This is a genomic window from Actinomadura mexicana, from assembly GCF_900188105.1.
Taxonomy (GTDB): domain Bacteria; phylum Actinomycetota; class Actinomycetes; order Streptosporangiales; family Streptosporangiaceae; genus Spirillospora; species Spirillospora mexicana.
Window position 1 is genome coordinate 390,260 of record NZ_FZNP01000005.1, and the last position, 24,241, is coordinate 414,500.

General features: G+C 72.6%; 22 protein-coding genes and 2 riboswitches. Of the genes, 10 read left to right on the plus strand and 12 right to left on the minus strand.

The annotated features are described in order from the left end of the window. The first annotated feature begins 39 nt into the window (after positions 1-39). Entirely contained in the window at positions 40-1,089 is a 1,050-nt protein-coding gene (gene trpD / locus CHC11_RS15725) for an anthranilate phosphoribosyltransferase (RefSeq protein WP_089312452.1), read from the plus strand. A gap of 34 nt (positions 1,090-1,123) precedes the next feature. On the opposite strand, the gene CHC11_RS15730 is transcribed toward trpD, so the two are convergent. The 4 genes from CHC11_RS15730 to CHC11_RS15745 are packed head-to-tail and all read right to left on the minus strand — an operon-like array spanning position 1,124 to position 5,136. Next, complete coding sequence (locus CHC11_RS15730; protein WP_089312453.1) at positions 1,124-1,933, minus strand: ABC transporter permease; 810 nt, start codon at positions 1,931-1,933, stop codon at positions 1,124-1,126. Beyond that, complete coding sequence (locus CHC11_RS15735; protein WP_218826104.1) at positions 1,933-2,865, minus strand: ABC transporter permease; 933 nt, start codon at positions 2,863-2,865, stop codon at positions 1,933-1,935. The genes CHC11_RS15730 and CHC11_RS15735 overlap by 1 nt, the downstream gene beginning before the upstream one ends. Further along, positions 2,844-4,052 (minus strand): ABC transporter substrate-binding protein, encoded by a 1,209-nt coding sequence (locus tag CHC11_RS15740; protein ID WP_218826105.1) that lies wholly within the window; start codon positions 4,050-4,052, stop codon positions 2,844-2,846. The genes CHC11_RS15735 and CHC11_RS15740 overlap by 22 nt, the downstream gene beginning before the upstream one ends. Before the next feature lie 49 nt (positions 4,053-4,101). Next, the gene (locus CHC11_RS15745) at positions 4,102-5,136 is read right to left on the minus strand and encodes an ABC transporter ATP-binding protein (RefSeq protein WP_089312455.1); all 1,035 of its coding nucleotides are present in this window, start codon (positions 5,134-5,136) and stop codon (positions 4,102-4,104) included. Positions 5,137-5,214: 78 nt separating this feature from the next. Here CHC11_RS15745 and CHC11_RS15750 point away from each other — a divergent pair, with 78 nt between their 5' ends. Continuing rightward, positions 5,215-5,934, plus strand: a complete 720-nt coding sequence (locus CHC11_RS15750) for a FadR/GntR family transcriptional regulator (protein ID WP_089312456.1) — start codon at positions 5,215-5,217, stop codon at positions 5,932-5,934. Positions 5,935-5,952: 18 nt separating this feature from the next. Then, complete coding sequence (locus tag CHC11_RS15755) at positions 5,953-6,654, plus strand: PDC sensor domain-containing protein (RefSeq protein ID WP_089312457.1); 702 nt, start codon at positions 5,953-5,955, stop codon at positions 6,652-6,654. A 27-nt stretch (positions 6,655-6,681) separates the two neighbouring features. Here the strand turns inward: CHC11_RS15755 and CHC11_RS15760 are convergent, their stop codons facing one another. From CHC11_RS15760 to CHC11_RS15770, 3 genes are all read right to left on the minus strand, one after another. After that, positions 6,682-6,969 (minus strand): Lrp/AsnC family transcriptional regulator, encoded by a 288-nt coding sequence (locus CHC11_RS15760; protein ID WP_089312458.1) that lies wholly within the window; start codon positions 6,967-6,969, stop codon positions 6,682-6,684. Positions 6,970-7,080: 111 nt separating this feature from the next. After that, positions 7,081-7,830 carry a rhomboid family intramembrane serine protease gene (locus CHC11_RS15765; RefSeq protein ID WP_089312459.1) on the minus strand — a complete coding sequence of 250 codons (750 nt, stop codon included), beginning with the start codon at positions 7,828-7,830 and terminating at the stop codon, positions 7,081-7,083. 34 nt (positions 7,831-7,864) lie between these two features. After that, positions 7,865-9,700 carry a DEDD exonuclease domain-containing protein gene (locus CHC11_RS15770; RefSeq protein WP_089312460.1) on the minus strand — a complete coding sequence of 612 codons (1,836 nt, stop codon included), beginning with the start codon at positions 9,698-9,700 and terminating at the stop codon, positions 7,865-7,867. 303 nt (positions 9,701-10,003) lie between these two features. Here CHC11_RS15770 and CHC11_RS15775 point away from each other — a divergent pair, with 303 nt between their 5' ends. The 5 genes from CHC11_RS15775 (at position 10,004) to CHC11_RS15795 (ending at position 17,116) form a co-directional block, all read left to right on the plus strand. Next, positions 10,004-11,269 (plus strand): NYN domain-containing protein, encoded by a 1,266-nt coding sequence (locus CHC11_RS15775; RefSeq protein WP_245919250.1) that lies wholly within the window; start codon positions 10,004-10,006, stop codon positions 11,267-11,269. A 276-nt stretch (positions 11,270-11,545) separates the two neighbouring features. Continuing rightward, complete coding sequence (locus CHC11_RS43435) at positions 11,546-12,493, plus strand: C40 family peptidase (RefSeq protein WP_281258327.1); 948 nt, start codon at positions 11,546-11,548, stop codon at positions 12,491-12,493. A 495-nt stretch (positions 12,494-12,988) separates the two neighbouring features. Next, positions 12,989-13,187, plus strand: a riboswitch (cyclic di-AMP (ydaO/yuaA leader). A gap of 133 nt (positions 13,188-13,320) precedes the next feature. Continuing rightward, a riboswitch (cyclic di-AMP (ydaO/yuaA leader) is annotated at positions 13,321-13,475 on the plus strand. 9 nt (positions 13,476-13,484) lie between these two features. Beyond that, complete coding sequence (locus CHC11_RS15785) at positions 13,485-14,351, plus strand: CHAP domain-containing protein (RefSeq protein WP_089312461.1); 867 nt, start codon at positions 13,485-13,487, stop codon at positions 14,349-14,351. 39 nt (positions 14,352-14,390) lie between these two features. Beyond that, complete coding sequence (locus tag CHC11_RS41335) at positions 14,391-15,665, plus strand: hypothetical protein (RefSeq protein WP_089312462.1); 1,275 nt, start codon at positions 14,391-14,393, stop codon at positions 15,663-15,665. Next, positions 15,662-17,116: a M48 family metallopeptidase gene (locus tag CHC11_RS15795; RefSeq protein ID WP_089312463.1), complete on the plus strand. Its 1,455-nt coding sequence runs from the start codon at positions 15,662-15,664 to the stop codon at positions 17,114-17,116. Before CHC11_RS41335 ends, CHC11_RS15795 begins: the two co-directional genes overlap by 4 nt. A 7-nt stretch (positions 17,117-17,123) precedes the next feature. Here the strand turns inward: CHC11_RS15795 and CHC11_RS15800 are convergent, their stop codons facing one another. The 4 genes from CHC11_RS15800 to ctaC all read right to left on the minus strand — a co-directional run bounded on the left by CHC11_RS15800 (position 17,124) and on the right by ctaC (position 21,447). Next, on the minus strand, positions 17,124-18,362 hold the full coding sequence (locus CHC11_RS15800) for a L,D-transpeptidase (protein WP_245919251.1): 1,239 nt from the start codon (positions 18,360-18,362) through the stop codon (positions 17,124-17,126). Between the two features lie 179 nt (positions 18,363-18,541). Further along, positions 18,542-18,952: a cytochrome c oxidase subunit 4 gene (locus CHC11_RS15805; protein ID WP_089312465.1), complete on the minus strand. Its 411-nt coding sequence runs from the start codon at positions 18,950-18,952 to the stop codon at positions 18,542-18,544. Positions 18,953-18,955: 3 nt separating this feature from the next. Beyond that, positions 18,956-20,623, minus strand: a complete 1,668-nt coding sequence (gene ctaD, locus CHC11_RS15810; RefSeq protein ID WP_089312466.1) for an aa3-type cytochrome oxidase subunit I — start codon at positions 20,621-20,623, stop codon at positions 18,956-18,958. Continuing rightward, positions 20,620-21,447, minus strand: coding sequence for an aa3-type cytochrome oxidase subunit II (ctaC, locus tag CHC11_RS15815; RefSeq protein WP_483860525.1), 828 nt, complete (start codon positions 21,445-21,447; stop codon positions 20,620-20,622). Before ctaC ends, ctaD begins: the two co-directional genes overlap by 4 nt. Positions 21,448-21,574: 127 nt before the next feature. Here ctaC and CHC11_RS15820 point away from each other — a divergent pair, with 127 nt between their 5' ends. Both CHC11_RS15820 and CHC11_RS15825 read left to right on the plus strand, forming a co-directional pair. After that, positions 21,575-22,753 (plus strand): cysteine desulfurase family protein, encoded by a 1,179-nt coding sequence (locus CHC11_RS15820; RefSeq protein ID WP_089312468.1) that lies wholly within the window; start codon positions 21,575-21,577, stop codon positions 22,751-22,753. After that, positions 22,750-23,058 (plus strand): sulfurtransferase TusA family protein, encoded by a 309-nt coding sequence (locus tag CHC11_RS15825; protein WP_089312469.1) that lies wholly within the window; start codon positions 22,750-22,752, stop codon positions 23,056-23,058. The genes CHC11_RS15820 and CHC11_RS15825 overlap by 4 nt, the downstream gene beginning before the upstream one ends. 117 nt (positions 23,059-23,175) lie before the next feature. On the opposite strand, the gene CHC11_RS15830 is transcribed toward CHC11_RS15825, so the two are convergent. Next, positions 23,176-24,162 carry a carbohydrate kinase family protein gene (locus CHC11_RS15830; protein ID WP_089312613.1) on the minus strand — a complete coding sequence of 329 codons (987 nt, stop codon included), beginning with the start codon at positions 24,160-24,162 and terminating at the stop codon, positions 23,176-23,178. Positions 24,163-24,241 lie beyond the last annotated feature (79 nt).

A 24,241-nucleotide genomic window follows, 5' to 3' on the forward strand; every position in this document is an offset into this window, starting at 1 on the left:
GCACCCCTACGACGCACTCACCACGACCCTGTAGGCGACATGGACGCGCGCACCAGCTGGCCCGCACTGCTCAACGCCCTCGTGTCGGGCGACTCGCTGTCCAGCGAGGAGACCTCCTGGGCCATGAACAGCATCATGTCCGGCGATGCCACCGACGTGCAGATCGCGGGCTTCGCGGTGGCGCTGCGCGCCAAGGGGGAGACGGTCGAGGAGGTCACCGGCCTTGCCAGGGGCATGATGGACAACGCCACGCCCATCGAGGTGCCCGGCCGCATCGCCGACCTCGTCGGGACGGGCGGCGACCGCGGCCACACCGTCAACATCTCCACGATGGCCGCCGTGGTCGCGGCCGCGGCGGGCGTGCGGGTCGTCAAGCACGGCAACCGGGCCGCGTCGTCCTCGTGCGGCGCCGCGGACCTGCTGGAGCACCTCGGCGTCGCGATCGACCTGTCCCCCGAGGCCACCGCGCGGGTCGCCGACGAGATCGGCATCACGTTCTGCTTCGCGCCGCTCTACCACCCGGCGCTGAAGTACGCCTCGCGCACCCGCAGCGAGCTGGGCACGCCCACGGTCTTCAACTTCCTCGGCCCGCTGACGAACCCGGCGCGCCCCCTGGCCCAGGCCGTCGGGGTCTTCCACCCGCGGATGGCGGGCGTGATGGCGGGCGTGTTCGCCTCGCGCGGCTGCTCCTCGCTGGTGTTCCGGGGCGACGACGGGCTGGACGAGCTGACCACCACGGGCACCTCCACGGTGTGGGTCGTGCGCGACGGGACGGCCACGGAGACGACCTTCGACCCCTCCGACCTCGGCATCCCGCCGGCGAAGCCGGAGGACCTGCGCGGCGCCGACGCGGTGTTCAACGGGCGGGTGGCGCGCGAGACCTTCACCGGACGGCCGGGGCCCGTCCGCGACATGGTCCTGCTGAACGCCGCCGCGCTCATCACCGCCTACGAGGGGGCGCCGCCCGCCGCCGACCTCACCGCGACGCTGGGGGCCGCCTACGAGCGCGCCGCCGCAGCGGTCGACTCGGGAGGCGCAGCCACCCTCCTCGACCGCTGGGTCGACACCTCCCGGCGCCTGCGGGGCTGACGCTCACACCCCGCGCACAGCGCTCACGGCCCGCTCACGCGACGCCGCGGGCGCCGCTGGACAGCCGCTGCGCGATCCAGATCGGGACGACCGACAGCACGATCAGGGCGGCGGCGAGCACGTTGACGACCGGGGCCTGGTTGGGCCGGAACAGGTTGTTGAAGATCCAGATCGGCAGCGTCTCGGTGCCCGGCCCGGCGGTGAACGTGGTCACGATGATCTCGTCGAAGGACAGCGCGAACGACAGCAGCCCCCCGGCGAGCAGCGCCGAGCGGAGCGCCGGGAACGTGACGTGCCAGAACGTCTGGAACGTGTCGGCGCCGAGGTCGGCGGACGCCTCCTCCAGGCTGGTGCCCGTGCGCCGCAGCCGGGCGAGCACGTTGTTGAAGATCGTGACGACGCAGAACGTGGCATGCCCGACGATCACGGTGAACAGGCCGAGCCCGATCCCGAGCGGCTTCAGCACGACCTGGAAGGCGTTGCTGAGCGCGATTCCGGTGACGATGCCGGGCAGCGCGATCGGCAGCACGACCACCAGCGACACCGCCTCGCGTCCGAAGAAGCGGTACCGCGACACCGCGAACGCCGCCATGCTGCCGAGGACGAGCGCGGCGGCCGTCGCGCCGAGGCCCGCCTTGACGCTGGTGAGGACGGCCTGCCGGGCGCCCTCGTTGTGCAGCGCCCGCGACCACCAGCGCCCGGTGAACCCGGGCGGCGGCCAGCCGAAGGTGGTGTCGGCGTTGAAGGAGTTGACCAGGACGACCAGCAGCGGCACGTAGATGACGGCGAGGCCGAGGAACATCACGACGCGCAGGGCGATCCGCGCGGCGGGCGAGAGGGTCATCACAGCTCCCTGAGCGCGCCGGTGCGGCGGGCCGCGGCGAGGTAGCCGAGCATCACCACCACCGGGATCGTGGCGACCGCCGCCGCGAACGGCAGGTTGTTGGCGGCGCCGATGTTGTCGTAGACGACGTTGCCGAGCAGCTGGCTCCGGCCGCCGACGATCTTCACGGTGATGTAGTCGCCGAGCGACAGCGAGAACGTGAAGATCGATCCGGCCACCAGCGAGGGGAACACCAGCGGCAGCACGACGGACCGCAGCGTGCGCAGCGGACGGGCGCCGAGGTCGCCGGAGGCGTCCAGCAGCGAGTCCGGCAGCCGCTCCAGGCCCGCGTAGATCGGCAGGATCATGTACGGCAGCCACAGATAGGCCAGCACGAGCACGGTCGCGGTGAGGCCGTAGCCGGGGCTGGAGAGCCCGAACGGCCCCAGCACCTGGTCGACCAGGCCGCCCTCCGACAGCATCACCCGCCACGCGTAGGCCTTGACGAGGTAGGCGGCCCACAGCGGCGCCAGGATCGCGATCACCAGGTAGGGCCGGTGCCGCGGCCTGGCGACCTTGGCCATGTACAGCGCCATCGGGAAGCCGATCGCGGTGTCGATGAGGGTGACGGCCGCCGCGACGCCGAGGCTGCGCAGCGCGACCGTCCGGTAGACCGGCTCGTCGGCCAGGGTCTGGAAGTTGGCGAGCGTGAACTGCCGGACGACCTCGCCGGTGAAGACGTCGGTCGTCCAGAACGCGGTCAGGAAGATCGCGGCGAGCGCGCCGAGGTAGACGACGACCAGCCAGGCGAGCGGCGCCGACAGCAGCAGCGACAGGCGCAGCCGCGGGCGGCGGTGCAGCAGGGCCGCCGCCCGGCGCCGGAGACCCGGCGCCGGGCGGCCGTCCTTCCCGCCGGTGAGGGCGGAGCCGGTCATCCCTTGATCGCGGTCCACGCCTGGGTCCACTTGGAGTAGTCGACGCACTTGACGTCCTTGCGCCCGTCGAGGCACTGCGCGATCGGCGTCGTCCAGAAGTGCACCTGGGAGAAGTAGTTCTCGTCGGTGGCGTGGAAGGTGTCGCAGAACGACTTGTCCGCGGTCTCCCGGCACGCCTTCGCGTTCGCCGGGGCCTCACCGAACCACTCGGCGACCTGCGCGTTGGCCTTGGGCGAGACGATCCAGTCCAGCCACTTGTAGGCGCAGTTGGGGTGCTTGGACTTCGCGCCGACCATCCAGGTGTCCGACCAGCCGGTGGAGCCCTCCTTGGGCAGGGTCACCTTGACCGGGGCCTTCTCGCCCTGCGCGAGGTTGGCGATGACCTGCCAGGTCGTCCCGAGGACGGAGTCGCCGCTCTTGAACGCCTGGACCTCCTTGGTGTAGTCGGACCAGTACTCGCCGACGAGCCCGCGCTGGGTCTTCAGCAGCTCGACGGCCGCGTCGAACTGCTTCTGGTCGAGCGCGTACGGGTTCTTGATGCCGAGCTCGGGCTTGGCCGACTTCAGGTAGAGGGCGGCGTCGGCGATGTAGATCGGCGAGTCATAGGCGGTGATCTTCCCCTTGTACGGGGAGTTGGCGTCGAACACCGCGCCCCACGAGTCGGGGGCCGTCTTGACCTTGTCGGTGCGCCACATGAGCAGGTTGGCGCCGCGGCCGTGCGGGATGCCGTAGGCGACGTTGTTCACCGAGTTCCACGGCTTCATCTTCAGCCCGGCGAACACGTCGGCGTAGTTCGGCACGAGCCCGGTGTTGACCGGCGCGACCGTCCCGGAGGCGATCAGCCGCAGCGAGGCGTCGCCGGAGGCGGAGACCGCGTCGTACTCGCCGGTCTTCATCAGGGTGACCATCTCGTCGGACGTGCCGGCGACCTTGGTGTTGACCTTGCAGCCGGTCTGCTTCTCGAACGGGGTGACCCAGTCGACCTTGGGGTCGTTGGAGCCGTCCTCGGCGTACCCGGCCCAGGCGACCAGGTTGACCTGGCCCTCGCCCTGGCCGAGCGACTTCTGCACCGGCACCTTGGGGACCGGGAAGCCGCCCTGCCCGGCTCCGGTCGCCTTGTCGCCCGAGTCGCCGCCGCAGGCGGCGGCCGCCAGTCCGATCGCCAGCGTCGCCGCGGCGGCGGCCGCCATGCGCGTGGACCACATGGGGAACTCCTTATTGTGGGGGTTTTTTCGGGGGTCTGTTAGGGGTGGCTCAGGGGGCGGGCGCCGGCGTGGAGCCGGCGCCCGACACGTGGAACTCGTGCGCCTCGTGCCAGCTGATCCGGACGCGCGCGCCGCGCCGGCCCAGCACGTCCATGGAGGAGGTCCGCAGGTTCTGCTGCAGCGCGACGACCCGGTCCCCCGACTCCAGGTCGATCACGAAGCGGGTGACCGCGCCGGCGTAGACGACCTCGGCGACCGTGCCGAGCGCCTGCCGGTCCCCCGCGTCCGGCCCGCCCGCCTCCACCGCGCCGCCGTCCTCGTGGACGTGGATCTTCTCCGGCCGCACGCAGACGTCGCCGATGCGGTTGGTCGTCCCGACGAAGCCGGCCACGAACTCGGTGGCGGGACGCTCGTACACCTCGGCCGGCGTGCCGACCTGCTGGACCCTGCCGCCGTCCAGGACCGCGATCCGGTCGCTGAGGGTCAGCGCCTCCTCCTGGTCGTGGGTGACGAACACGAAGGTGATGCCGGCCCTCCGCTGGATGCTCTTCAGCTCGACCTGCATCTCCTCGCGCAGCTTCAGGTCGAGCGCGCCGAGCGGCTCGTCCAGCAGCAGCACCTTCGGCTCGTTCACCAGCGCCCGGGCGAGCGCGACCCGCTGGCGCTGGCCGCCCGACAGCTCGGCGGGGCGGCGCGCCTGCATCCCGTCGAGCCGGACGCTGCGCAGCGCCTCCAGCGCCCGCTCCCGGCGCCTGGCCTTCGGCACCCTCCGCACCTTCAGGCCGTACTCGACGTTGCGGAGCACGTCCAGGTGCGGGAAGAGCGCGTAGTCCTGGAAGACGGTGTTGACGTCGCGGTCGAACGGCGCGAGCCCCGTCACGTCCCTGCCGCCGAGTTCGATCGTTCCAGATGTCGCTCGCTCGAAGCCCGCGATGAGCCGCAGCACGGTCGTCTTCCCCGACCCGGACGGCCCGAGCATCGAGAAGAACTCGCCGTCCCCGATGTCGAGGTCGACGCCCGCCACCGCCTCGACGGCACCGAAAGTCTTGCGCAGATCGCGGATCCTCACCGCTGAAGCCGGCATGACCGAAAACATATGGAGTCAGAGGTTTAAGTTCAAGTGATGTTCCGGTATCACTGTGTCGACACCGGGAGGGGGCCCATGGACAGCGCGCACCTCGTCGTGTTCGCTCCCGTCGACAACACCGCGCGGGTGCACGCGGTCGTGCGGCGCCTGAGCGACGCGATCGCGCTCGGCCTCCTCGCGGACGGCGAGCAGCTGCCCAGTGAGACCGACCTGTCGGCATTTCTCGGTGTTTCGACGGTCACACTACGCGAAGCGCTGATGGCCTTGCGTCAGCAAGGGCTCATCGAGACCCGCCGGGGGCGCGGCGGCGGCAGCTTCGTCCGGGCTCCCACCAGGGCGTTCGATCTCGACGAGCGGCTTCGTTCGCTCAGCGCGGAAGAGCTCCGCGATCTCGGCGACCACTACGCCGCCATCGCCGGGGCCGCCGCGCGGCTCGCCGCCGGGCGGTCGCTGCCCGGCGACGTCCGGCGGCTGCGGCGGTCGCTGGAGGAGATGGCCGGGGCGGGCCCCTCCGGCGCCGGGATGTGCCGGCTGGACGGCCGGCTCCACCTGGAGGTCGCCGCCGCCTCCCAGTCCGGCCGGCTCACCCGGGAGGAGATCCGGCTCCAGGCCGAGATCGGGCCGCTGGTCTGGGCCGTGCACGACCTGCCCGAACGGCGCGGCCGCGTCGACGCCGAACACGCCCGGCTCGTCGAGGCGATCGAGGCCGCCGACGGCGCCGGAGCGCGCGATGTAGCTGAAAGTCACGTCTCGAATGCGGTAGAACGTCTGATTGAACGACGTCTCGCGCTCTGAGACCCCGAGGGGGGACCCATGCCCGCCGAGCCACCGGCCGTCGGCGCGGCGGCGGCACACGTCCGCGCGACCCTGGACGGCGTCTTCACCACCGTGGCGCAGGTGCGCGACGCGACGGCGCGGTGCCTGGAGGACGTCCACCGCGCCGGGCGCGCCCCCGCCAGCGCCGACCTCGCCGCGCTGCGCCCGCTGCTGTTCTCCCGGCTCGGCCCGATCGTCTGCGGCCTGGGGTTCATCGCCGCGCCTGGCCTGCTCGCCGACGCCGCCTGGTACATGGAGTGGTGGCAGACCGGCCCGGCCGGGCGGCCGTCCCAGCTGCTGCGCGACCTGAACCCCGAGAGCAGCGTCCTGTACGACTACACCGGCTGGGAGTGGTTCACGGAGCCGCGGAGCGGCGCCGAGAAGACCGTCTGCGGCCCCTACGTCGACTACCTGTGCAGCGACGAGTACGTCCTGACCCTGTCGGCGCCGGTACGCGTCGGCGGCGCGTTCGCGGGCGTCGCGGCCGCCGACGTGTTCGCCCGGACGTTCGAGAACGAGGTCGTCCCGGCGCTGCGGGAGATCCCCGCGCCCGCGTTCGTCGTCAACGCCCCCGGCCGCGTGATGGCCTCCAACACCGCCAGCTGGCCCCCGGGCGCCGTGTACCGCGAGGTGCCCGGCTACGCCGCCCGCCCCTGCGGGGGCGGCATCGACCGCATCGCCCTCGTCGTCGGCCGCTAGTAGCCGCGCCCGGCCGCGGTCCCGGGATCAGTCGGCGTCGGGGAGGCCGAGGGAGAACGCCTGCTCCAGGTCGTGCTGGGAGTAGGTGCGGAACGCGATGTGGGTCTCGGTGCCGGCGATGCCGGGGACCTTGTTGATGCGGCCCGGGATCACGTCGTTGAGCTCCTCGTGGCGCCGCACCCGGACCATCACCATGAGGTCGTGGTCGCCGGTGACGGAGTACACCTCGCTGACGCCGTCCAGCGCGGCGATCGTCTCGGCCACCTCGTGGATGCGCGCGACGTCGGCCTTGACGAACACGATCGCAGTGACCACTGCACCCCTCCCCCACAGAACGGACGCTCCGACCCTACCGGGGAGGCCGCCGGCGCGTGCGCGAGGGGACGCCCCGGTCCAGAGGCCGGCCGCGGGCGGTCGCTGGCCCGGTCAGCCGCGGCTCAGCGCGGCCAGGCGGTGGGCCGGGCCGGCGCGGCGGGCCAGGAGCGCGAACACCACGCCCGCCACGAAGCCGTAGATGTGCGCGGTGTAGGCGACGTTGCTCTTCTCGTCGCCCAGGGACAGCCACTGCAGGACGAACCAGTAGCCGAGCACCACCCACACCGGCAGGCGGATGACGATGACCGGCGGCACCCAGCTGACGACGCGGCCCCGCGGGTTGAGGATCACGTAGGCGCCCATCACCCCGGCGATCGCGCCGGACGCGCCGATGAGCGGGACGGTGGAGCCGGGCGAGGTCCACGCGAACCCGTAGACGGCGACGAGCCCGAACGCCAGGTAGGCGAGCAGGTAGCGCCACCGGCCGAGCCGGTCCTCCACCCCCATGCCGACGACGAACAGGAAGACCAGGTTGCCGAGCAGGTGCAGGGCACTGGAGTGCAGGAACATCGAGGTGAACGCCGTCGTCCAGGGCGCCTTGCGGAAGCCCGCCGGCCCGCAGTCGTGCACGACCCCGGTCGGCAGCGGCTGCTGGTCGCCGGTGGTCAGCTCCTTCGGCACGGCGCCGTACTCGAACGTGAAGTGCGTCGCCTTGCACTCGCGGACCGAGCCCTCGCCGTACCAGGTGGCGAAGTTCGACATCGGGGTGAGGAGGAAGACCACCACGTTGACGGCGATCAGCAGGTAGGTCACCCAGGGAACGCGCCGCGCAGGCTGACTGTCGTAGAGAGGCAGTGCCATGCGGGGTCGTCCTCCGGTTGCCGGGTGTACCCCGTCACCTTAGTGGGCGGCGGGGCCCGCGCCGGGCCTCCTCGGGCCGCTCGTAGCTCCGGTCGTAGCCCTTGTCGATCCACTCGCGCAGCCCCTCGGCGCCGTGCAGCGGGCACGTCCACGGACCGTCGACCTCGACCAGGCGGACGCCGGGCAGGTCGAGCCAGCGCAGGACGCACTCCATCTCCTCGGCGGTCGCGCCCTGCGAGGGGGGCGCGCCGAGCGCGACGCCGCCGGGCGCCTCCCCGGAGGGCGGGAACACCGTCTCGGCGGTCGCGATGAGCGCGTCGACGTAGGGCCGGGGCCGGGCGTTCGGCGGGACGGTCCCGGCGGCGGCGAGCCGGCCGTAGCGCACGACCGACAGCTCCCAGCCGCCGTCGAAGGCGGGTCGGGCGGCCACGAGCTGGGGCAGCCGGGCCAGCGACGCGAGCCGCTGCCCGCGCGCGGCGGCCCGGACGAACGCGGCGAGCCGGTCGCGCTGGGCGGCGGCCTCCTCGTAGCGCAGCTCGGAGGCCAGCCGGTCGATGCGGACCTGCGCGGCGGCCACCACGGGCCGCACGTCGCCCTCCATGATGGAGCGGGCCGTCCCGGCGTGGAGGGCGTAGGCGTCGGCGGACTCGCGGCCGACGCAGGGCGCGCCGCACCGGCCGAGGTCGGCGAGGGCGCACGACCGCGCCTTGCCGCGCTCCACCAGCCGGAGCGTCAGCCGCTGGGTGCACTGCCGCAGCGGCACGGCCTCGTGGAGCGCGGCGCGGGCCTCCTCGGCCTGCCGCCGCGAGGAGATCGGCCCGAGGTAGCGGGCGCCGTCGGCGCGGCACTCCCGCACGATGGACAGCCGCGGGAACGGCTCCACGGTCAGCTTCAGCCAGATCGCCCGCTCGGGGAACTTGGAGCGGCGGTTGTAGCGCGGCTTGTGCTCGGCGATCAACCGCAGCTCGCGGACCTCGGCCTCCAGCCCCGTGGCGCACACGATGGTGCGGACGTTCTCGGCGAGGCCGACCATCTCCCGGACGCGCCAGCGCGTCTCCGAGCCGGTGAAGTAGCTGCGCACGCGCGAGCGAAGGTCGCCGCTCTTGCCCACGTAGAGCACCTCGCCGGCGTGGTCCTCGAACAGGTAGACGCCGGGGGTGGAGGGGACGTCGTCGGCGAGGTGCCGCTTGCGGCGCTGCTCGGGGGTGGGCGCCTTGGCGAAGCCGCGCATCTCCTCCAGCGAGGTGACGCCGAACGAGCCGAGCCGCTCGATCAGGCCGTGCAGCACCTCCACGGTGGCGCGGGCGTCGGCGAGGGCCCGGTGCGTCGGCTCGTTGGACGTCCGGAAGAAGCGGGCCAGCGTGCCGAGCTTGCAGTTGGGCACCTCGTCGCGGGACAGCACGCGCCGCGCCAGGTCGACGGTGTCGACGACCGCGAACGCGGGCCAGGCGTAGCCGTTCGCGGCGCACGCGGCCTTGAGGAAGCCGATGTCGAACGAGGCGTTGTGCGCGACGAGGACGCAGCCGCGCGCGAACTCCAGGAACGCCGGCAGCACCGACTCGATCCGCGGCGCGGCCGTCACCATCGCCGTGGTGATGCCGGTCAGCGCGGTGATGAACGGCGGGACCGGTCCGCCCGGATCGACCAGCGTGCCGAGCTCGCCGAGCTCCTCTCCGCCGCGCACCTTCACCGCGCCGATCTCGGTGATGGCCGAGTCGGCCGCCGAACCGCCGGTCGTCTCCAGGTCGACCACCACGAAGGTGACGTCGCGGAGCGGGGTGCCGAGGTCGTCCAGGGTGCCCTGGACGCCGTGCCCTTGGACGCCGTGCCCCTGGGCTCCGCGCCCTTGGACACCGTGCGCAGCCGTCATGTGCGCGACCGTAGAGGACCCCACCGACAGAACTTCGTGCCGCTAGGGTTGGGGGGCGCCGGGACGTCCCGCCGGGCGGGGGCCGCGAGGACGGGCGGGAGGCATCCCGCCGGGGGCCGGGCGCGATCCGTCCGATCGCACGTCCGCGCCGGTTAGGGCGGGGAGCGCTCGGGAACACACAGCCCACCGGCGGCGCAGCCCGGAAGGAGCGGGATCATCGACAGCGGTCCCGAGGCGACCCCCGGTGGCGGGGAGCCCGCGCAGAACCCGACCCGCCCGCTGCCCGAGGCGGTGCGGCAGGGCGTGGTGGAGGTCGCCGCCGAGCTGATCGGGTCCCTGCCCGCCGACGAGGTCCCCGTGCCGCTGCGCCGGTTCGCGCGGTTCGAGCGCCGCAAGCGCGCCAGGCTCGCTGGCCAGCACATCGCGGCGGTGCTGGAGAAGGACGGGGAGTTCCGGCGCCGGGTCGCCGTGCCGCTCCGGGAGGCGCAGGCCGACCTGGTGGAGGCGGTCGAGGGCGGGGAGGTGCCGCCCGCGGCCGACCCGGTGCGCGTCGCGGTGCTGGCCTACCTGCTGCGCCCGGCCGGCTGGGCCGGGCTGGTGGAGTCCGCGCGCGAGGAGCTGGCGCGCTCGGCGACCGCGTCGGAGGAGCAGGAGGCCGAGCGCCGCATCGCCGCGCTGAAGGCCGAGCTGGCCGCCACCCGCGACGCCCGCGGCGCCGAGCTGGCCAAGCTGCGCACCGAGCTGCGCGAGACCAAGGCCGAGGTCGCGGAGCTGCGCCGCAAGCTGCACGAGGCGCGCACCCGGTTCCGGGCCGCGGAGGAACGCGCCCACGCGGTCGCGGCGGAGACCGATCGCCGGCTCGCCGCCGCGCGCGAGTCGACCGCCGCGTCGGAGAAGGAGCTGCGCAGGCTGCGCGCCCGGGCCGCGCGTGCGGAGGAGGCGGCGGAGGCCGCCAAGCGGGCCGCGCGCGAGGGGCGCAACGTCGACGACGTGCGGCTGCGGATGCTGCTGGACGCGCTCGTGGACGCGGCGCAGGGCGTCCGCCGGGAGCTGGCCCTGCCCTCCACCATCGGCCGTCCCGCGGACGCGGTGGGCGGGCTGGAGCCGGACCGGCTGGCGCACCGCGCGCTGCCCGGACGGGCCCTGTCCGACAGCGACCCGCAGCTGCTGGACCGGCTGCTGACGCTTCCGCAGGTGCACCTGGTGGTGGACGGCTACAACGTCACCAAGACCGGGTACGGGGAGCTGCCGCTGGCCGACCAGCGCAGCCGGCTGCTGTCGGGGCTCGGCGGGCTCGCCGCGCAGACGCGCGCCGAGGTGACGTGCGTGTTCGACGGCGCGGCGCTGGACGCGCCGGTCGCCATCGCGGCGCCGCGCGGGGTGCGGGTGCTGTTCAGCCACCCGGGGCAGACGGCCGACGAGCTGATCGGCGAGCTCGTGCGGGCCGAGCCGCCGGGCCGGTCGGTGGTCGTGGTGTCGTCCGACCGGGAGGTGGCCGACGCCGCGCGGCGCGCCAGCGCGCGCCCCTGCCCGTCCTCCCTGCTGCTGCGCAGGCTGGGCCGCTCCTAAGGTGCCCATAAGGCTCCGATAAGGCAGACCTCGCCGTAAGTGATCATGTCGTCACTGAAAGTGGACAATATTCATAGATGTCAATCAAAGAGTGATGAATCGGTTGTGACGGCTGTTGCCCCTCGCTAATGTCGGCGGCTGACGTCGTGGACGAGAGGGGCGAAACCGACCGTGGCCAATGATCACATCGGGGCACCGGCGCAGCGGCCTGGCCGCAGGGCAGGCTCTGCGGGCAGAGGCGTCTCACGTCGCCTGGCGGCCGTCGCCGGCCTGACCGTGACGGTCTCCCTGACCTGCTCCCCGGTGGTGGCGCACGCCGAGCCCAAGCCGACCCGGGCGCAGGCCCAGAAGACGCTCGACAAGCTCAACGAGAAGATGGACCAGAAGGTCGAGCAGTTCAACCAGAACCGCGAGAAGCTCAAGGTCGCCAAGAAGAAGTTCGACGCCGCGACCAAGGCGAGCAAGCAGGAGCAGGCCAGCTTCGAGGAGCAGCGGTCCAAGATCGCTACGATGGCGGCCACCGCCTACAAGAACGGTGACTCGGCCGATGTCACCGGCTTCGTCGGCAGCAAGGACCCGCAGTCGATCCTCGACCAGGCGGCCGTCTTCTCGCACCTGTCGCAGGAGCGCAGCTCCCAGCTCACCCAGTTCCTCGCGACCGCTCAGCGGCTCCGCCGCGAGCAGTCCCAGGCGAAGTCCTCCTACGACGAGGTGAAGTCGAAGCAGGACGAACTGAGGAAGCAGAAGCTGGAACTCGACAAGCAGGTGAAGAAGCAGAAGGCGCTCGTGCGCCGGCTCAGCCCGCACACGCCGTCAGGCTCGGGCGGCCCGGGCGGCGGCACCGGCGGCACCTACAACGGCCCGGCCAGCGGGCCGGCCCGCGCGGCGCTCGACTTCGCCTACGCCCAGCTCGGCAAGCCCTACTCCTACGGTGCCGAGGGCCCGAGCTCCTACGACTGCTCCGGCCTGACCATGAAGGCCTGGGCCGCCGCGGGCGTCGGCATCACCCGCACCACCAACTCCCAGTACGCCGCGACCAAGCGGGTGGCCAAGAGCAACCTGCAGCCGGGCGACCTGGTGTTCTTCAGCAGCCTCGGCCACGTCGGCCTCTACGTGGGCGGCGGCAAGATGATCCACGCCCCGCACACCGGCGACGTCGTCAGGATCGCCGACATCACCTCCGGCTACTACCTGAGCAACTACTACGGCGCCGGGCGGCCCTGACGCACCGCCCGCACGCCCCCGCCCCGCGGGCATGACGGGGCCTCACCGACAACGGACCAGGCTTGACCTGGTCCGTTGTTGATTTTGGGGGGGTTTGCCTTCCTTTGGGGTTTTGGTACCTTGTCACCACTCACGGCGCCCTCCAGACGCCGTGGCCCCGCGGCGCCGACCAGGCGCTCCGGCCCCACGCGGCGCATCCAGCACCCGCGTGACGGCGGCGCGATCCACGTGCCGCTCCCCCAGGGCGGCACGCCCCACGTGCCGTCCCGCGGCGCCCGAAGGCGCCGCACGGTCTCGACGCAGACCGACCTGCCCCGTCCACCGTGCGCACGCTCGCAGCGTGCATGGCGCTGAGCGCGAAGCCGCGGTGGCGTACACGGGGGCAGACCCCGGACGGTCCCGGAGACGGGCAGCCGTCCGCCCACAACATCAGGCGCCGCTCGTTCGCACGCGGGAGACAGGTCCCGCGCCGGGCCCCATCTCGCCCCCAGGAGCGCAGCGGCAGCGCCGAATCCGCTTCAGTGCGGAACCGGGGACCCACATCCGCCGGAGTTCGGAGAACGTCTCCGAACGGGCATTCCGGCACCCGGGGTGAATCGGCGCGTCTCTCCCCGCAGTCCGGTGAGAGCCGCCGTAGGGCCACTTCCACGCCCGAACCCGTCAGCTAACCCGGTAGGCGTCTGGAAGAGAAGGAGTGAATTCCGCAGCGTTACCTGGGGCGTGGCCGCCACGCGGCCACGCCCCACCCTCTGCACTCCGCGGGCGTCCCTGCCCGCGAGATTCCCCATCCGAACCGGCGTGCCCGCCCCCGGGCACGTCACCGCCGAGTCCGCGGACCGCCGTGCCCCGCATGAGCGGCCGTCGTGGAACCGGGGACCCACTGCGTCCTTTCAGGGGTGAATCGGCCTGCCTTCGCGGCCGTAGGGCGGCTTCCACGCCCGAACCCGTCAGCTAACCCGGTAGGCGGCATGGAAGTCGAGGAGATCCCCCCGTGCCACGCGCGCACTGCAAGAAGACCCCCGGCAGGCACCGCAAGCCGAACTCCCTGTCCCTCACGTGGCGGACGACCGGCGGCGTGGTCGTCGGCGCCGCCGTGCTCGGCACCGCCGCGGCCACCGCGCAGGCGTCGGTCCTGCCGTTCGGCTCCGCCCCGGCGAGGCCCGCCGCCGCGGCCGACCTGGCCCCGGGCCTGGCGGCGCACGGCGACCCGTCCGGGCGCACGTCCGGCTCCGGCCGCACGTCCGGCCGCACGTCCGGCCGCACGTCCAAGGACGGGCCCGGGACCACCCGCCCGAAGGCACCGGCGAAGAACGACGACCGGCCCGAGCAGCCCCGGGCGAAGACCTCCGGGAAGGCCGCCGCGAAGTCGCGGCCCACCGCCGCGCAGGCCATCGCCCTCGCCCGCTCGCAGGTCGGCGTCGAGGAGGACGGCGGCGGCGAGACCAAGTTCCAGGAGTGGTACATGTCCACGTCCCGCGCGCGGGAGACGCTCGCGCGCGACGGCGGCTCCCTCGGCGGCTACGGCGACGCGAACTGGTGCGACATGTTCGTCTCCTGGGTGGGCGAGCAGATCGGATTCAGCGACCAGGTCGGCAGCGACGCCTGGACGGTCGCCCACGCCCGCTGGTTCCAGGAGCACGGCCGCTGGGGCACCGAGCCGAGGCCCGGCGCGATCGTCTTCTTCGCGTGGGACGGCGGCGAGTCCGTCGACGACATCCAGCACGTCGGCATGGTGATCGAGAAGGTCGACGACGGCGCGATCGAGACCGTCGAGGGCAACGCCGACAACGCCGTCCGGATAAAGGAACGTTCCACAGACGTCGTCGTCGGCTACGGCTACCCGGACTACCGGTCGTGACGGCACCCCCCGTCCCGCGCCCTGCATAGGATCGCGCCCATGGAGGAAGGCCCCCGGCAGGAGGATCCCGTGACGCGGCGCAGGGCCCTCGCCCTCGGCGCGGGCGGGGTCGCCGTCCTCCTCGCCGGAGGCGCCGGCCTGGCGGGCTCGCGCTCCGGCGGCGGGGCGGCGGGCACCGGCGCGGCCGGCGCCCCCACCTCCCGGGACACCGGGACGTTCAGCCCGGACACGGCCGCCGCCGTGCTCGCCAACCGCGCCCGCGCCGTCCGCGACGGCGACCGCATGGCGTTCCTCGCCACGGTCGGCGCCGCCCCCGCCGCCTTCCAGGACGCCCAGTCCCGCGTGTACGGGAACCTCCGGAAGCTCCCCCTGGAAGGCTGGCGGGAGCGCATCGCCGGCACCGAGGCCATGGACGGCGGGACCGCCGTCGTCCGCGTCGAGGTGCGCTACCGGCTGCGCGGCTTCGACCGGGGCGACGTGGCCCGCACCCGCTACCTCACGCTGGCCCCCCGGGCCGGGACGTGGACGATCGTCGGCGACGGGACGTCCCGCGGCCTCGCCGACGACACCGACATCTGGGACTGCGGCCCCCTGACGGTGGTCAGGGGCCGCGCCGGCCTCGTCATCGGCGACGGCGCCGGCCTCGACGGCATCGCCGGGCGGCTGGACGCGGCCGTCCCGGTCGTCACGTCCGTTTTCGGCAAGGGGTGGGCGCAGCGGGTCGTCGCGCTCGTCCCCGCCGACGCGACCCTCGCCTCCGCGCTCGCCGGCCCCGGGCAGAGCCTCGGCCAGATCGCCGCGCTCGCCACCGTGGCCCCGGCCGCCGGGGGCGGCCGCGGCGAGGACCGCGTCATCGTCTCCCCCGGCACCTTCGGCCGCCTCAACGAGCTGGGCCGCGACGTCGTCCTCACCCACGAGCTGACCCACGTCGCCACCGGCGGCGCCCGCGACCGGCGCACGCCGCTGTGGCTGATCGAGGGCTTCGCGGACTACGTCGGCTACCGGCGCGTCAAGATCAGCGCCCGGTCGGCGGCGGGCGAGCTGCGCCGCGAGGTCTCCGCCGGCCGCGCGCCCTCCGCGCTGCCCGCCGCCGACGCCTTCGCCGGCGGCTCCCCCCGCCTCTCCCAGAGCTACCAGGAGGCCTGGCTCGCCTGCCGGATGGTCGCCGACCGGTACGGTGAGGCGGCGCTGGTGCGGCTCTACCGGGCCGCCGGGCGCGCCCCGGAGGCCGCGGCGCTGCGCGACGTGCTCGGCCTCACGCGGGAGCGCTTCACCGCACTGTGGCGCGACTACGTGAAGGAGGAGCTCGCATGAGCGAGGCGGAGACCGACGAGGACCGCGCGGAGGGCGCCGCCGCGGGGGCCCCCGGCGCCGCCCCCGCGCGGCGGCCCCGGATCGCCGCCGCCGTCACCTCCGCCGTGCTCTTCGCCGGGGTCGCGACCGTCCTCGCCAGGACCACGCCGTGGAACCCGCTGCCCGGGCACGTCCCCGGCGGGCGCGTGACACCCGATCCCGCGCTGGACTTCACCCCCGCCGAGATCGCCCGTTCCCGGGCGTTCGACTCGGCCGTCAACCCGCCCGCCTACACCGGGCTCCTCGTCGGCCTCGCCCTGATCCTGCTGCTGGGCTTCACCCCGCTGGGCGCCCGACTCATCGGCTGGGTCACCGCCGGCCGATCCTCCCTCCCGACGGGGGACGACCCCCCACACCCCCCGGGGCGCCCCCGCCGCCGGGGGGTGCGCATCATCCTCGCGATCCTCGCCCTGACCACCCTCCTGCGCGTCGCCGGGCTGCCGTTCGACATCTGGAGCGAGTCCGTGCTGCGCCGGTACGGGCTGTCCACGCAGAGCTGGCCCGCGTGGCTCGTCGACCAGGCGAAGTCCCTCGCCGTCACGTGGGTCATCTACACGATCGCCCTGCTGCTCCTCTACGCCCTCATCCGCCGCCTCCCGCGCTACTGGTGGACCGGCGCCGCCGTGGGCGGGTTCGTCCTCGTCGTCTTGGCCTCGTTCGCCTACCCGCTCGCCGTGGAGCCGCTGTTCAACAAGTTCCACTCGCTGCCGGCGGGGCCGCTGCGCAGCGACCTGCTGGCGATGGCCCGGCGGGACGGCGTGCCCGTCGAGGACGTCCTCGTCGCGGACGCCTCCCGCCGGACGACGTCGCTGAACGCCTACGTGTCCGGGTTCGGCTCCACGCGCCGCATCGTCCTCTACGACACGCTGCTGAAGTCGCCGCCCGCCCAGGTCGAGTCCATCGTCGGGCACGAGCTCGGCCACGCCAAGCGCGACGACGTGCTGTGGGGCACGCTCGTGGGCGCGCTCGGCGTGGCCGGGGCCCTGTGCCTGCTGTACCTGCTGATGACGTCCCCGCGCCTGCTGCGGCGCGCCGGGCTCGATCCCGCCGGGCCCGGCTCCGGCGGGACGGGGCCGGACGCGCCCCGCGGCGGCGGGGCGGCCGATCCGAGGTCCGTCGCGCTCCTCCTCGCGCTCGTGACCGCCGGGACGACGCTCGCCGCCCCCGTCCAGAACCTCGTGAGCCGCCGCATCGAGGCCCGCGCCGACGTGCACGCGCTGGACCTCACCCGCGACCCGTCGACGTTCGTGTCGATGCAGCACGCGCTGTCCGTGCGCAACATCTCCGACCTGGACCCCGACACCGCGGAGTACCTGCTGTGGCTCACGCACCCCTCGGGCCCCGACCGGATCGCCATGGCCCGCGACTGGGCGCGCCTGCACCGCGTCCAGGCCCCGCCGCCGCTTCGCTAGCCGCCGCTCAGTTGCCCTCGGCCCGCTGCTTCTCGGGCGCCTCGGCCTTGGCGCCCCGCTGCGCCGACAGGGTCGCCGCGTCCACGTGCGGAGCCGTCGTGACCGACCGCTTCAGCGCGCTGCCCTTCACCCAGTCCTGCCACTTGACCTGCCAGTACCCCCAGCCGTTCTCCGCCTCCAGCTCCCGGTCGCTGCCGGTCACCGTGATGGGGTCGCCCCGCTGGGAGAGGTTGTAGAACCACTTGGCGTTGGACGGGCTGACGTTGATGCAGCCGTGGCTGACGTTCTCGCTCCCCTGGGATCCCACCGACCACGGCGCGCTGTGGACGTACTCGCCGCTGTCGGAGATCCGCACCGACTTGTAGACGGTCAGGCTGTAGTACCCGGCGCAGCCGGGGCCGCAGCCATCCCACTCCGACGTCATCACGGTCGGGTCCTCCTTGCCCATGGCGAGGTGGACCCCGTTGGTGGTGGTGTACTTGCGTTCCCCGCCGCGCCCCATGCTCGTCGGGATCGTGCGGGCCTTCCTGCCGTTGACCTTCACGACCATCTTGTGGCTGTCCTCGCCGGCCGTGGAGACGTTCGAGTCGCCGATCTTGAAGTCGACGCCGTAGTCCTTCCCGCCGTACACGCCCTGCCCGGTGCGCACACCGCTCAGGTGCGCCTGGAACGACACCTTCGTGTGGGCCGGCCAGTAGCTCCTCGTCCGGAACACCGCTTCCTGGTCGCCGAACCACTTCCAGCCGCCCTCGACGGTCCTGTCGGCGGTGACCTCCAGGGCCCGCTCGACGGCCGCCCGGTCCTTCACCGCACGGGCGAAGTGCACGATGATCGGGATGCCGACGCCGACGGTCTCCTTGTTGAACGGCGCCTCGATCGTGACGTCGTTGGTCTTCTTCACGTCGGCCGTGGAGAAGCCGCTGCGGACCGTGCTGGTCCGGCCGTCCCGGCCGAGGGCGGTGGCGTCGACCGTGTACGCCGTGCCCGGCTTCAGCGTCCACCGGGACCGCCACCGCGTCCGGTCGGCGCTCAGGTCCCCCTCGACCACGCCGTCCTTCGTCGCCACCGTCACGTTCTCGATCGTGCCCTGCCGCGCCTCGACGGCGATGGGGCTGTCCGGCCGCAGCTTGCCGCCGCCCCCGCCCGGCGACACCGCGAGCTTCACCGCTTCCCCGCCGTCCGGCCCGCCGCCTCCGGAACACGCCACCACGCCGGCCCCGACGAGCACGCCGCCGCCGACCAGCACTGCGGCGCACCGCCCCCGGCCACCCGGTCTCGAGCCACTCACCCGCATGTGGACCCCCCGGTCGCTCCACTGGGCTCAGGCCGCTGCCCAGCCCGGTCGCTGGAACGGCACCCAGTGTGTGAAAGGGCCGGTACCCGCAAAAAAGCGGACACCGGCCCCCGATGGGGTTCTTTTACTGATCAGTGGGCGAAATGACCCCGATAGTACTCGAACACCAGACCGACCGACGTGAGGATCGCTGCGGCGGCGCCGAGGATCACCAGCCACCAGCCGAACACGACGCCGAGCGCCACGGCCGTGGCCGACAGCGCCACGAACAGCGGCCACCAGCTGTGCGGGCTGAAGAAGCCCAGCTCGCCCGCCGCGTCCGCGATCTCGCCTTCCGGGTCGTCCTCGTACAGCGGCCCCGCGTTGGCGCGCTCAAGGCGCCGGACCGTGAAGTGGACGTAGAACCCGATGAGCCCGGCGAGGCCGACCGCGAGCGCGAGCGCCGTCGTGCCCGTCCAGTCGTTGGACCAGAGCCAGTACACGACGTCGGTGGCGAGGAAGAAGACCGCGCACCCGTAGAACATGAACGCCTGGACGCGCATCGGCTACTCCCCCTTCGTCCCGGCCAGCTCGCCCTTGGCACCCACGTGCGGGTGGTGCAGGTCGAACGCCGGCCGCTCGGAGCGGATCTTCGGGATCGAGTTGAAGTTGTGCCGCGGCGGCGGGCAGGACGTCGCCCACTCCAGCGAGTTGGAGTAGCCCCACGGGTCGTCGACCTCGACGCGCGTGCCCCGCTTCCACGTGATGTAGAGGTTGTAGAAGAACGGCAGCATCGACGCGCCGAGCACGAACGAGAAGATGCTGGAGATCTCGTTCAGCCCGTGGAACTCGCTCGGGTAGTCCGCGTACCGGCGCGGCATGCCCGCGGCGCCCAGCCAGTGCTGGAGCAGGAACGTGCCGTGGAAGCCGATGAACAGCATCCAGAAGTGGATCTTGCCGAGGGTGTCGTTCAGCATCTTGCCGGTGAACTTCGGCCACCAGAAGTAGAAGCCGGCGAACATCGCGAAGACCACGGTGCCGAACACGACGTAGTGGAAGTGCGCCACGACGAAGTAGGAGTCCGACAGCTGGAAGTCCATCGGCGGCGAGGCCAGGATGACGCCGGTGAGCCCGCCGAACAGGAACGTCACGAGGAAGCCCAGCGACCACAGCATCGGCGACTCGAACGTCAACTGCCCTCGCCAGATGGTCCCCACCCAGTTGAAGAACTTCACCCCCGTGGGAACGGCGATGAGGAACGTCATGAAGGAGAAGAACGGCAGCAGCACCTGGCCGGTGACGAACATGTGGTGCGCCCACACGGTGATGGACAGGCCCGCGATGGTGATGGTCGCGAAGACCAGGCCGATGTAGCCGAAGACGGGCTTGCGGCTGAACACCGGGAGGATCTCGGTCACGATGCCGAAGAACGGCAAGGCGATGATGTAGACCTCCGGGTGGCCGAAGAACCAGAACAGGTGCTGCCACAGCAGCGCACCGCCGTGCGCGGCGTCGAAGATGTGCGCGCCGAGCTTGCGGTCGGCCTCCAGCGCCAGCAGCGCGGCGGCGAGGACCGGGAACGCCAGCAGCACGAGGATCGAGGTGAGCAGCGCGTTCCAGGTGAAGATCGGCATCCGGAACATCGTCATGCCCGGCGCCCGCATGCACAGGATCGTGGTGATGAAGTTGACCGCGCCCATGATGGTGCCGAAGCCCGACATCGCCAGGCCCATCACCCACATGTCGCCGCCGACGCCCGGCGAGCGGACCGCGTCCGACAGCGGGGCGTAGGCGAACCAGCCGAAGCTTGCCGCGCCGCCCGGGGTCAGGAAGCCCGCGATGACGATCAGGCTGCCGAACAGGAACAGCCAGTACGCCAGCATGTTCAGCCGGGGGAACGCCACGTCGGGCGCGCCGATCTGCAGCGGCATGATGACGTTGGTGAAGCCCGCGAACAGCGGCGTCGCGAACATCAGCAGCATGATCGTGCCGTGCATGGTGAACAGCTGGTTGTACTGCTCGTTGCTGACGAACTGCAGGCCCGGCTCGAACAGCTCCATCCGGATCAGCAGCGCGAGCACGCCGCCGAACAGGAACATCACGAACGAGGTGATCAGGTAGAGGTAGCCGATCACCTTGTGGTCGGTGGACGACATCCAGGAGGCGATGATGCGCCCCTTGCTCGTCCGCGGCGCGGCGATCGGCGCGCTCGGTGCGTGACTCGTGGCGGTCACTTGGCACCTCCCGCGGCCAGTGCTTGCTTCGAATCGGCGATGAACTTCTGGTACTGCTCCGGGGTCACGACCTTGAGCTGGAACAGCATCCGGCTGTGGTCGACGCCGCAGAGCTCGGCGCAGCGGCCCTCATAGGTACCGAGCTTGTTCGCCGTGAACTCGAACTCGTTGTCGTAGCCCGGCATGACGTCCTTCTTGTAGATCAGTGCCGGCACCCAGAACGAGTGGATGACGTCGTTGGCGTGCAGCCGCACTCGCACCGTCTTGCCCGAGGGGATCGTCATCACCGGCTTGGCGGGGGCGGGCCCGTTCGGGGCGACGGGCTGGCCGACGACGGAGGCGACCGTCTGCTCCTTGCCCGTGGCGTCCTTCTCCTTGTAGTCGAACTGCCAGCTCCACTGGAACCCGATCACGTCGACGACCACCGCGGGATCCTTGGTGGTCTTCTCGACGAAGTTCTCGTCCCTCGCGGTGAAGTAGAACAGGACCGCGATGATGACGAACGGGACCGCCGTGTAGAGGATCTCGATCGGCATGTTGTAGCGGACCTGCGGCGGCAGGTCGTTGGAGCGCTTGCGGTGGAACAGCACCGCCCAGATGATCAAGCCCCAGACCACGGCCCCGACCGCGAACGCCGCGATCCAGGAGCCCTGCCAGAGCTTCAGCATGCGCTCGCCCTGGACGCTGATCGGCTCGGGCATGCCCAGACGGCTGCCGCTGCACGCGGTGGCGGAGAGCGCCAGCAGCCCTAGCGCGCCGGCGCTTTTCAATGCGCGGCGACTGCGCACAGGCGTACGCCGCTCCCTAGAGCGGGTCGGACTCACGGAATGCCTTCCCCACGGATGAAAGCCCGGTCGGCCGGGCGGAGAGATCGGTGTTTACACGTGTGGTGGACACCCTAGCGTGAGGGTCGCCCGCACCCCCGATCGGGTGCCCGGTTAGTGTTCTCACGTGGCAGGACCGAGCACTCCGGACGGCTATTTCGACGCCGCGTCCACCGAGCCGCCGCACCCGGCGGCGCGGGCCGCGCTGGTGGAGGCACTGGACGCGGCCTGGGCCGACCCCGCACGGCTGTACGGGGCGGCCCGCGGCACCCGGATGCTGCTCGACCGGGCACGCGCGCGTGTCGCCGGCGTCCTGGGCGCCCGTGCCGACGAGGTCTCGTTCACGTCCTCGGGCACCCAGGCGGTGCACCTGGCGGTCCTCGGGGGGCTCCAGGCGCGCCGGCGCACCGGGCGGCACCTGGTGGCGAGCGCCGTCGAGCACTCCAGCGTCCTGCACGCCGCCGAGCTGCACGAGCGCGAGGGCGGCGAGGTCACACTCGTCGGGGTCGACCGGACCGGCCGCGTCGACGCCGACGAGTTCGCCGCGGCGCTGCGCCCCGACACCGCGCTGGCCTGCCTGCAGTCGGCCAACCACGAGGTCGGCACCCTCCAGCCCGTCGAGGAGGTCGCGCGGGCCTGCCGCGCGGCCGGCGTGCCGCTGTTCGTCGACGCGGCGCAGTCCCTCGGGCGGGCCGAGGTCCCCGGCGGGTGGTCCTTCCTCGCCGGCAGCGCCCACAAGTGGGGCGGCCCCGCCGGCGTCGGCGTGCTCGCCGTCCGCAAGGGCACCCGGTGGCGCTCGCCGCTGCCGGACGACGAGCGCGAGGCGCGCCGCGTCCCCGGGTTCGAGAACGTCCCCGCCATCTCGGCGGCCGCGGCCGCGCTGGTGGCCTACCGCGCCGACATGGCGGCGGACGCGCCGCGCGTGTCCGCTCTGGTGGACCGCATCCGGACGGAGGTACCGCGGAGCGTCCCCGACGTCGAGGTGATCGGCGACCCGGTCCGCCGGCTCCCCCACCTGGTGACGTTCTCGTGCCTGTACGTGGAGGGCGAGGCGCTGCTGACCGAACTCGACCGGCTGGGTTTCGCCGTTTCCTCCGGCAGCTCCTGCACGGCGGATACGCTGCGTCCGAGCCATGTGCTGGAGGCGATGGGAGTGATTACGCATGGGAACGTGCGGGTATCGCTGCCGCGAGGCGTCGGTTCGGAGGACGTCGGCCGCTTCCTCGCCGCGCTTCCCGACGCCGTCGCCCGCCTCCGCCGGACGACGATGAACACCTTCGAGACAGGGAGGCGGTCGCGCCCATGAGGTTCCGAGGCCGCGCCAGGACCGGCACACCGCCCGTCGACGCGGCGCCGCCCCCCGCGGAGCCGGAGGGCCCGCCGCCCTTCCTCGTCATCGACGCGCTCGGCCGCAAGTGCCCCATCCCGATCATCATGCTGGCCGAGCGGATCCGGGAGGTCCCGGTCGGACAGGTCGTCGCCGTCCTCGCCGACGACGCCGCCGCCCGTACCGACGTCCCCGCCTGGTGCCGCATGAAGTCCCAGGACTTCGTCCGCGAGGAGACCCTCCAGCAGGGCGGCTGGGGCTTCCACATCCGCCGCACGTACTAGCCGCGCGAGAAGCCGGAGACTGCGGAAAGCCGGAGAAAGGGGAAGGCCGCGCCGGTCCGGCGCGGCCTTCTCCGTGTGCCCAGTGTCAGGGGCGGGGGTGCGGGGGTCGAGCGGCCCCTACGGGGTCGGGCAGGCGACGTGGGGCTCCAGGTCGGCCGCGGCGTCGGCGCCGTAGGCGGCCGCGAAGCGGTCGAGGAACGCCCTGCGGCCGAGGGTGTACTCCTGCGGCCCGGCGGCTTCGAGGGCGTGCGCGGCGATGGCGTTGCCCACCTGGGCGGCGCGTTCGAGCGGCAGGCCCCAGGCGGTCGCCGACAGGAAGCCGGCGCGGAACGCGTCGCCGACGCCGGTCGGGTCGACGACGGAGTCGACCTGGACGCAGGGGACGTGCACGCCCTCCTCGCCCTCGCGGTCGATGACGACGCCCTTGGCGCCGAGGGTGGTGACGCGGACGCCGACGCGGGCCAGGATCTCCTCCCCCGACCAGCCGGTCTTCTCCTCTGCCAGAGCCTTCTCGTACTCGTTGCTGAACAGGTAGGCGGCGCCGTCGATGAGGCGGCGGACATCGGCGCCGTCCATCCGGGCGAGCTGCTGCGAGGGGTCGGCGGCGAACGGGATGCCGCGGTCGCGGCACTCGTCGGTGTGCCGCAGCATCGCCTCCGGGTCGTTCGGGCTGACGACGACGAGGTCGAGGCCGCCGACGCGGTCGGCCACGGGCCGCAGCTCGATGGAGCGGGCCTCGCTCATCGCGCCGGCGTAGAACGTGGCGATCTGGTTCTGGTCCTGATCGGTGGTGCACAGGAACCGCGCGGTGTGGTGGATCTCGGACACGTGCACCGAGGCGGTGTCGACCGAGTGCCGTTCGAGCCAGGAGCGGTAGTCGGCGAAGTCGTCGCCGACGGAGCCGACGAGGATGGACTCCCTGCCGAGGCTGCCCATGCCGAAGCAGATGTTGGCGGCGATGCCGCCGCGGCGGATGTCCAGCTCGTCCACCAGGAAGGACAGCGACACCCGGTCGAGCTGGTCGGGCAGGAGCTGGTCGGTGAACCTTCCGGGGAAGGTCATCAGATGGTCTGTCGCAATGGAACCGGTCACGGCGATGCGCACGGCGTCGCTCTCCTCGTCGTGGTCGTCCGGCTGTTTCACCGGCTGTTCGAACCCGTCAGGCTACTCACCATCGCACCAC

Excerpts from the sequence above, each read along its gene's own strand:
- trpD (WP_089312452.1), top strand. The coding sequence starts at position 40 with ATGGACGCGCGCACCAGCTGGCCCGCACTGCTCAACGCCCTCGTGTCG.
- CHC11_RS15730 (WP_089312453.1), bottom strand. The coding sequence starts at position 1,933 with ATGACCCTCTCGCCCGCCGCGCGGATCGCCCTGCGCGTCGTGATGTTC.
- CHC11_RS15740 (WP_218826105.1), bottom strand. The coding sequence starts at position 4,052 with ATGTGGTCCACGCGCATGGCGGCCGCCGCCGCGGCGACGCTGGCGATC.
- CHC11_RS15745 (WP_089312455.1), bottom strand. The coding sequence starts at position 5,136 with ATGCCGGCTTCAGCGGTGAGGATCCGCGATCTGCGCAAGACTTTCGGT.
- CHC11_RS15750 (WP_089312456.1), top strand. The coding sequence starts at position 5,215 with ATGGACAGCGCGCACCTCGTCGTGTTCGCTCCCGTCGACAACACCGCG.
- CHC11_RS15755 (WP_089312457.1), top strand. The coding sequence starts at position 5,953 with ATGCCCGCCGAGCCACCGGCCGTCGGCGCGGCGGCGGCACACGTCCGC.
- CHC11_RS15765 (WP_089312459.1), bottom strand. The coding sequence starts at position 7,830 with ATGGCACTGCCTCTCTACGACAGTCAGCCTGCGCGGCGCGTTCCCTGG.
- CHC11_RS15770 (WP_089312460.1), bottom strand. The coding sequence starts at position 9,700 with ATGACGGCTGCGCACGGTGTCCAAGGGCGCGGAGCCCAGGGGCACGGC.
- CHC11_RS41335 (WP_089312462.1), top strand. The coding sequence starts at position 14,391 with ATGGAGGAAGGCCCCCGGCAGGAGGATCCCGTGACGCGGCGCAGGGCC.
- CHC11_RS15795 (WP_089312463.1), top strand. The coding sequence starts at position 15,662 with ATGAGCGAGGCGGAGACCGACGAGGACCGCGCGGAGGGCGCCGCCGCG.
- CHC11_RS15805 (WP_089312465.1), bottom strand. The coding sequence starts at position 18,952 with ATGCGCGTCCAGGCGTTCATGTTCTACGGGTGCGCGGTCTTCTTCCTC.
- CHC11_RS15825 (WP_089312469.1), top strand. The coding sequence starts at position 22,750 with ATGAGGTTCCGAGGCCGCGCCAGGACCGGCACACCGCCCGTCGACGCG.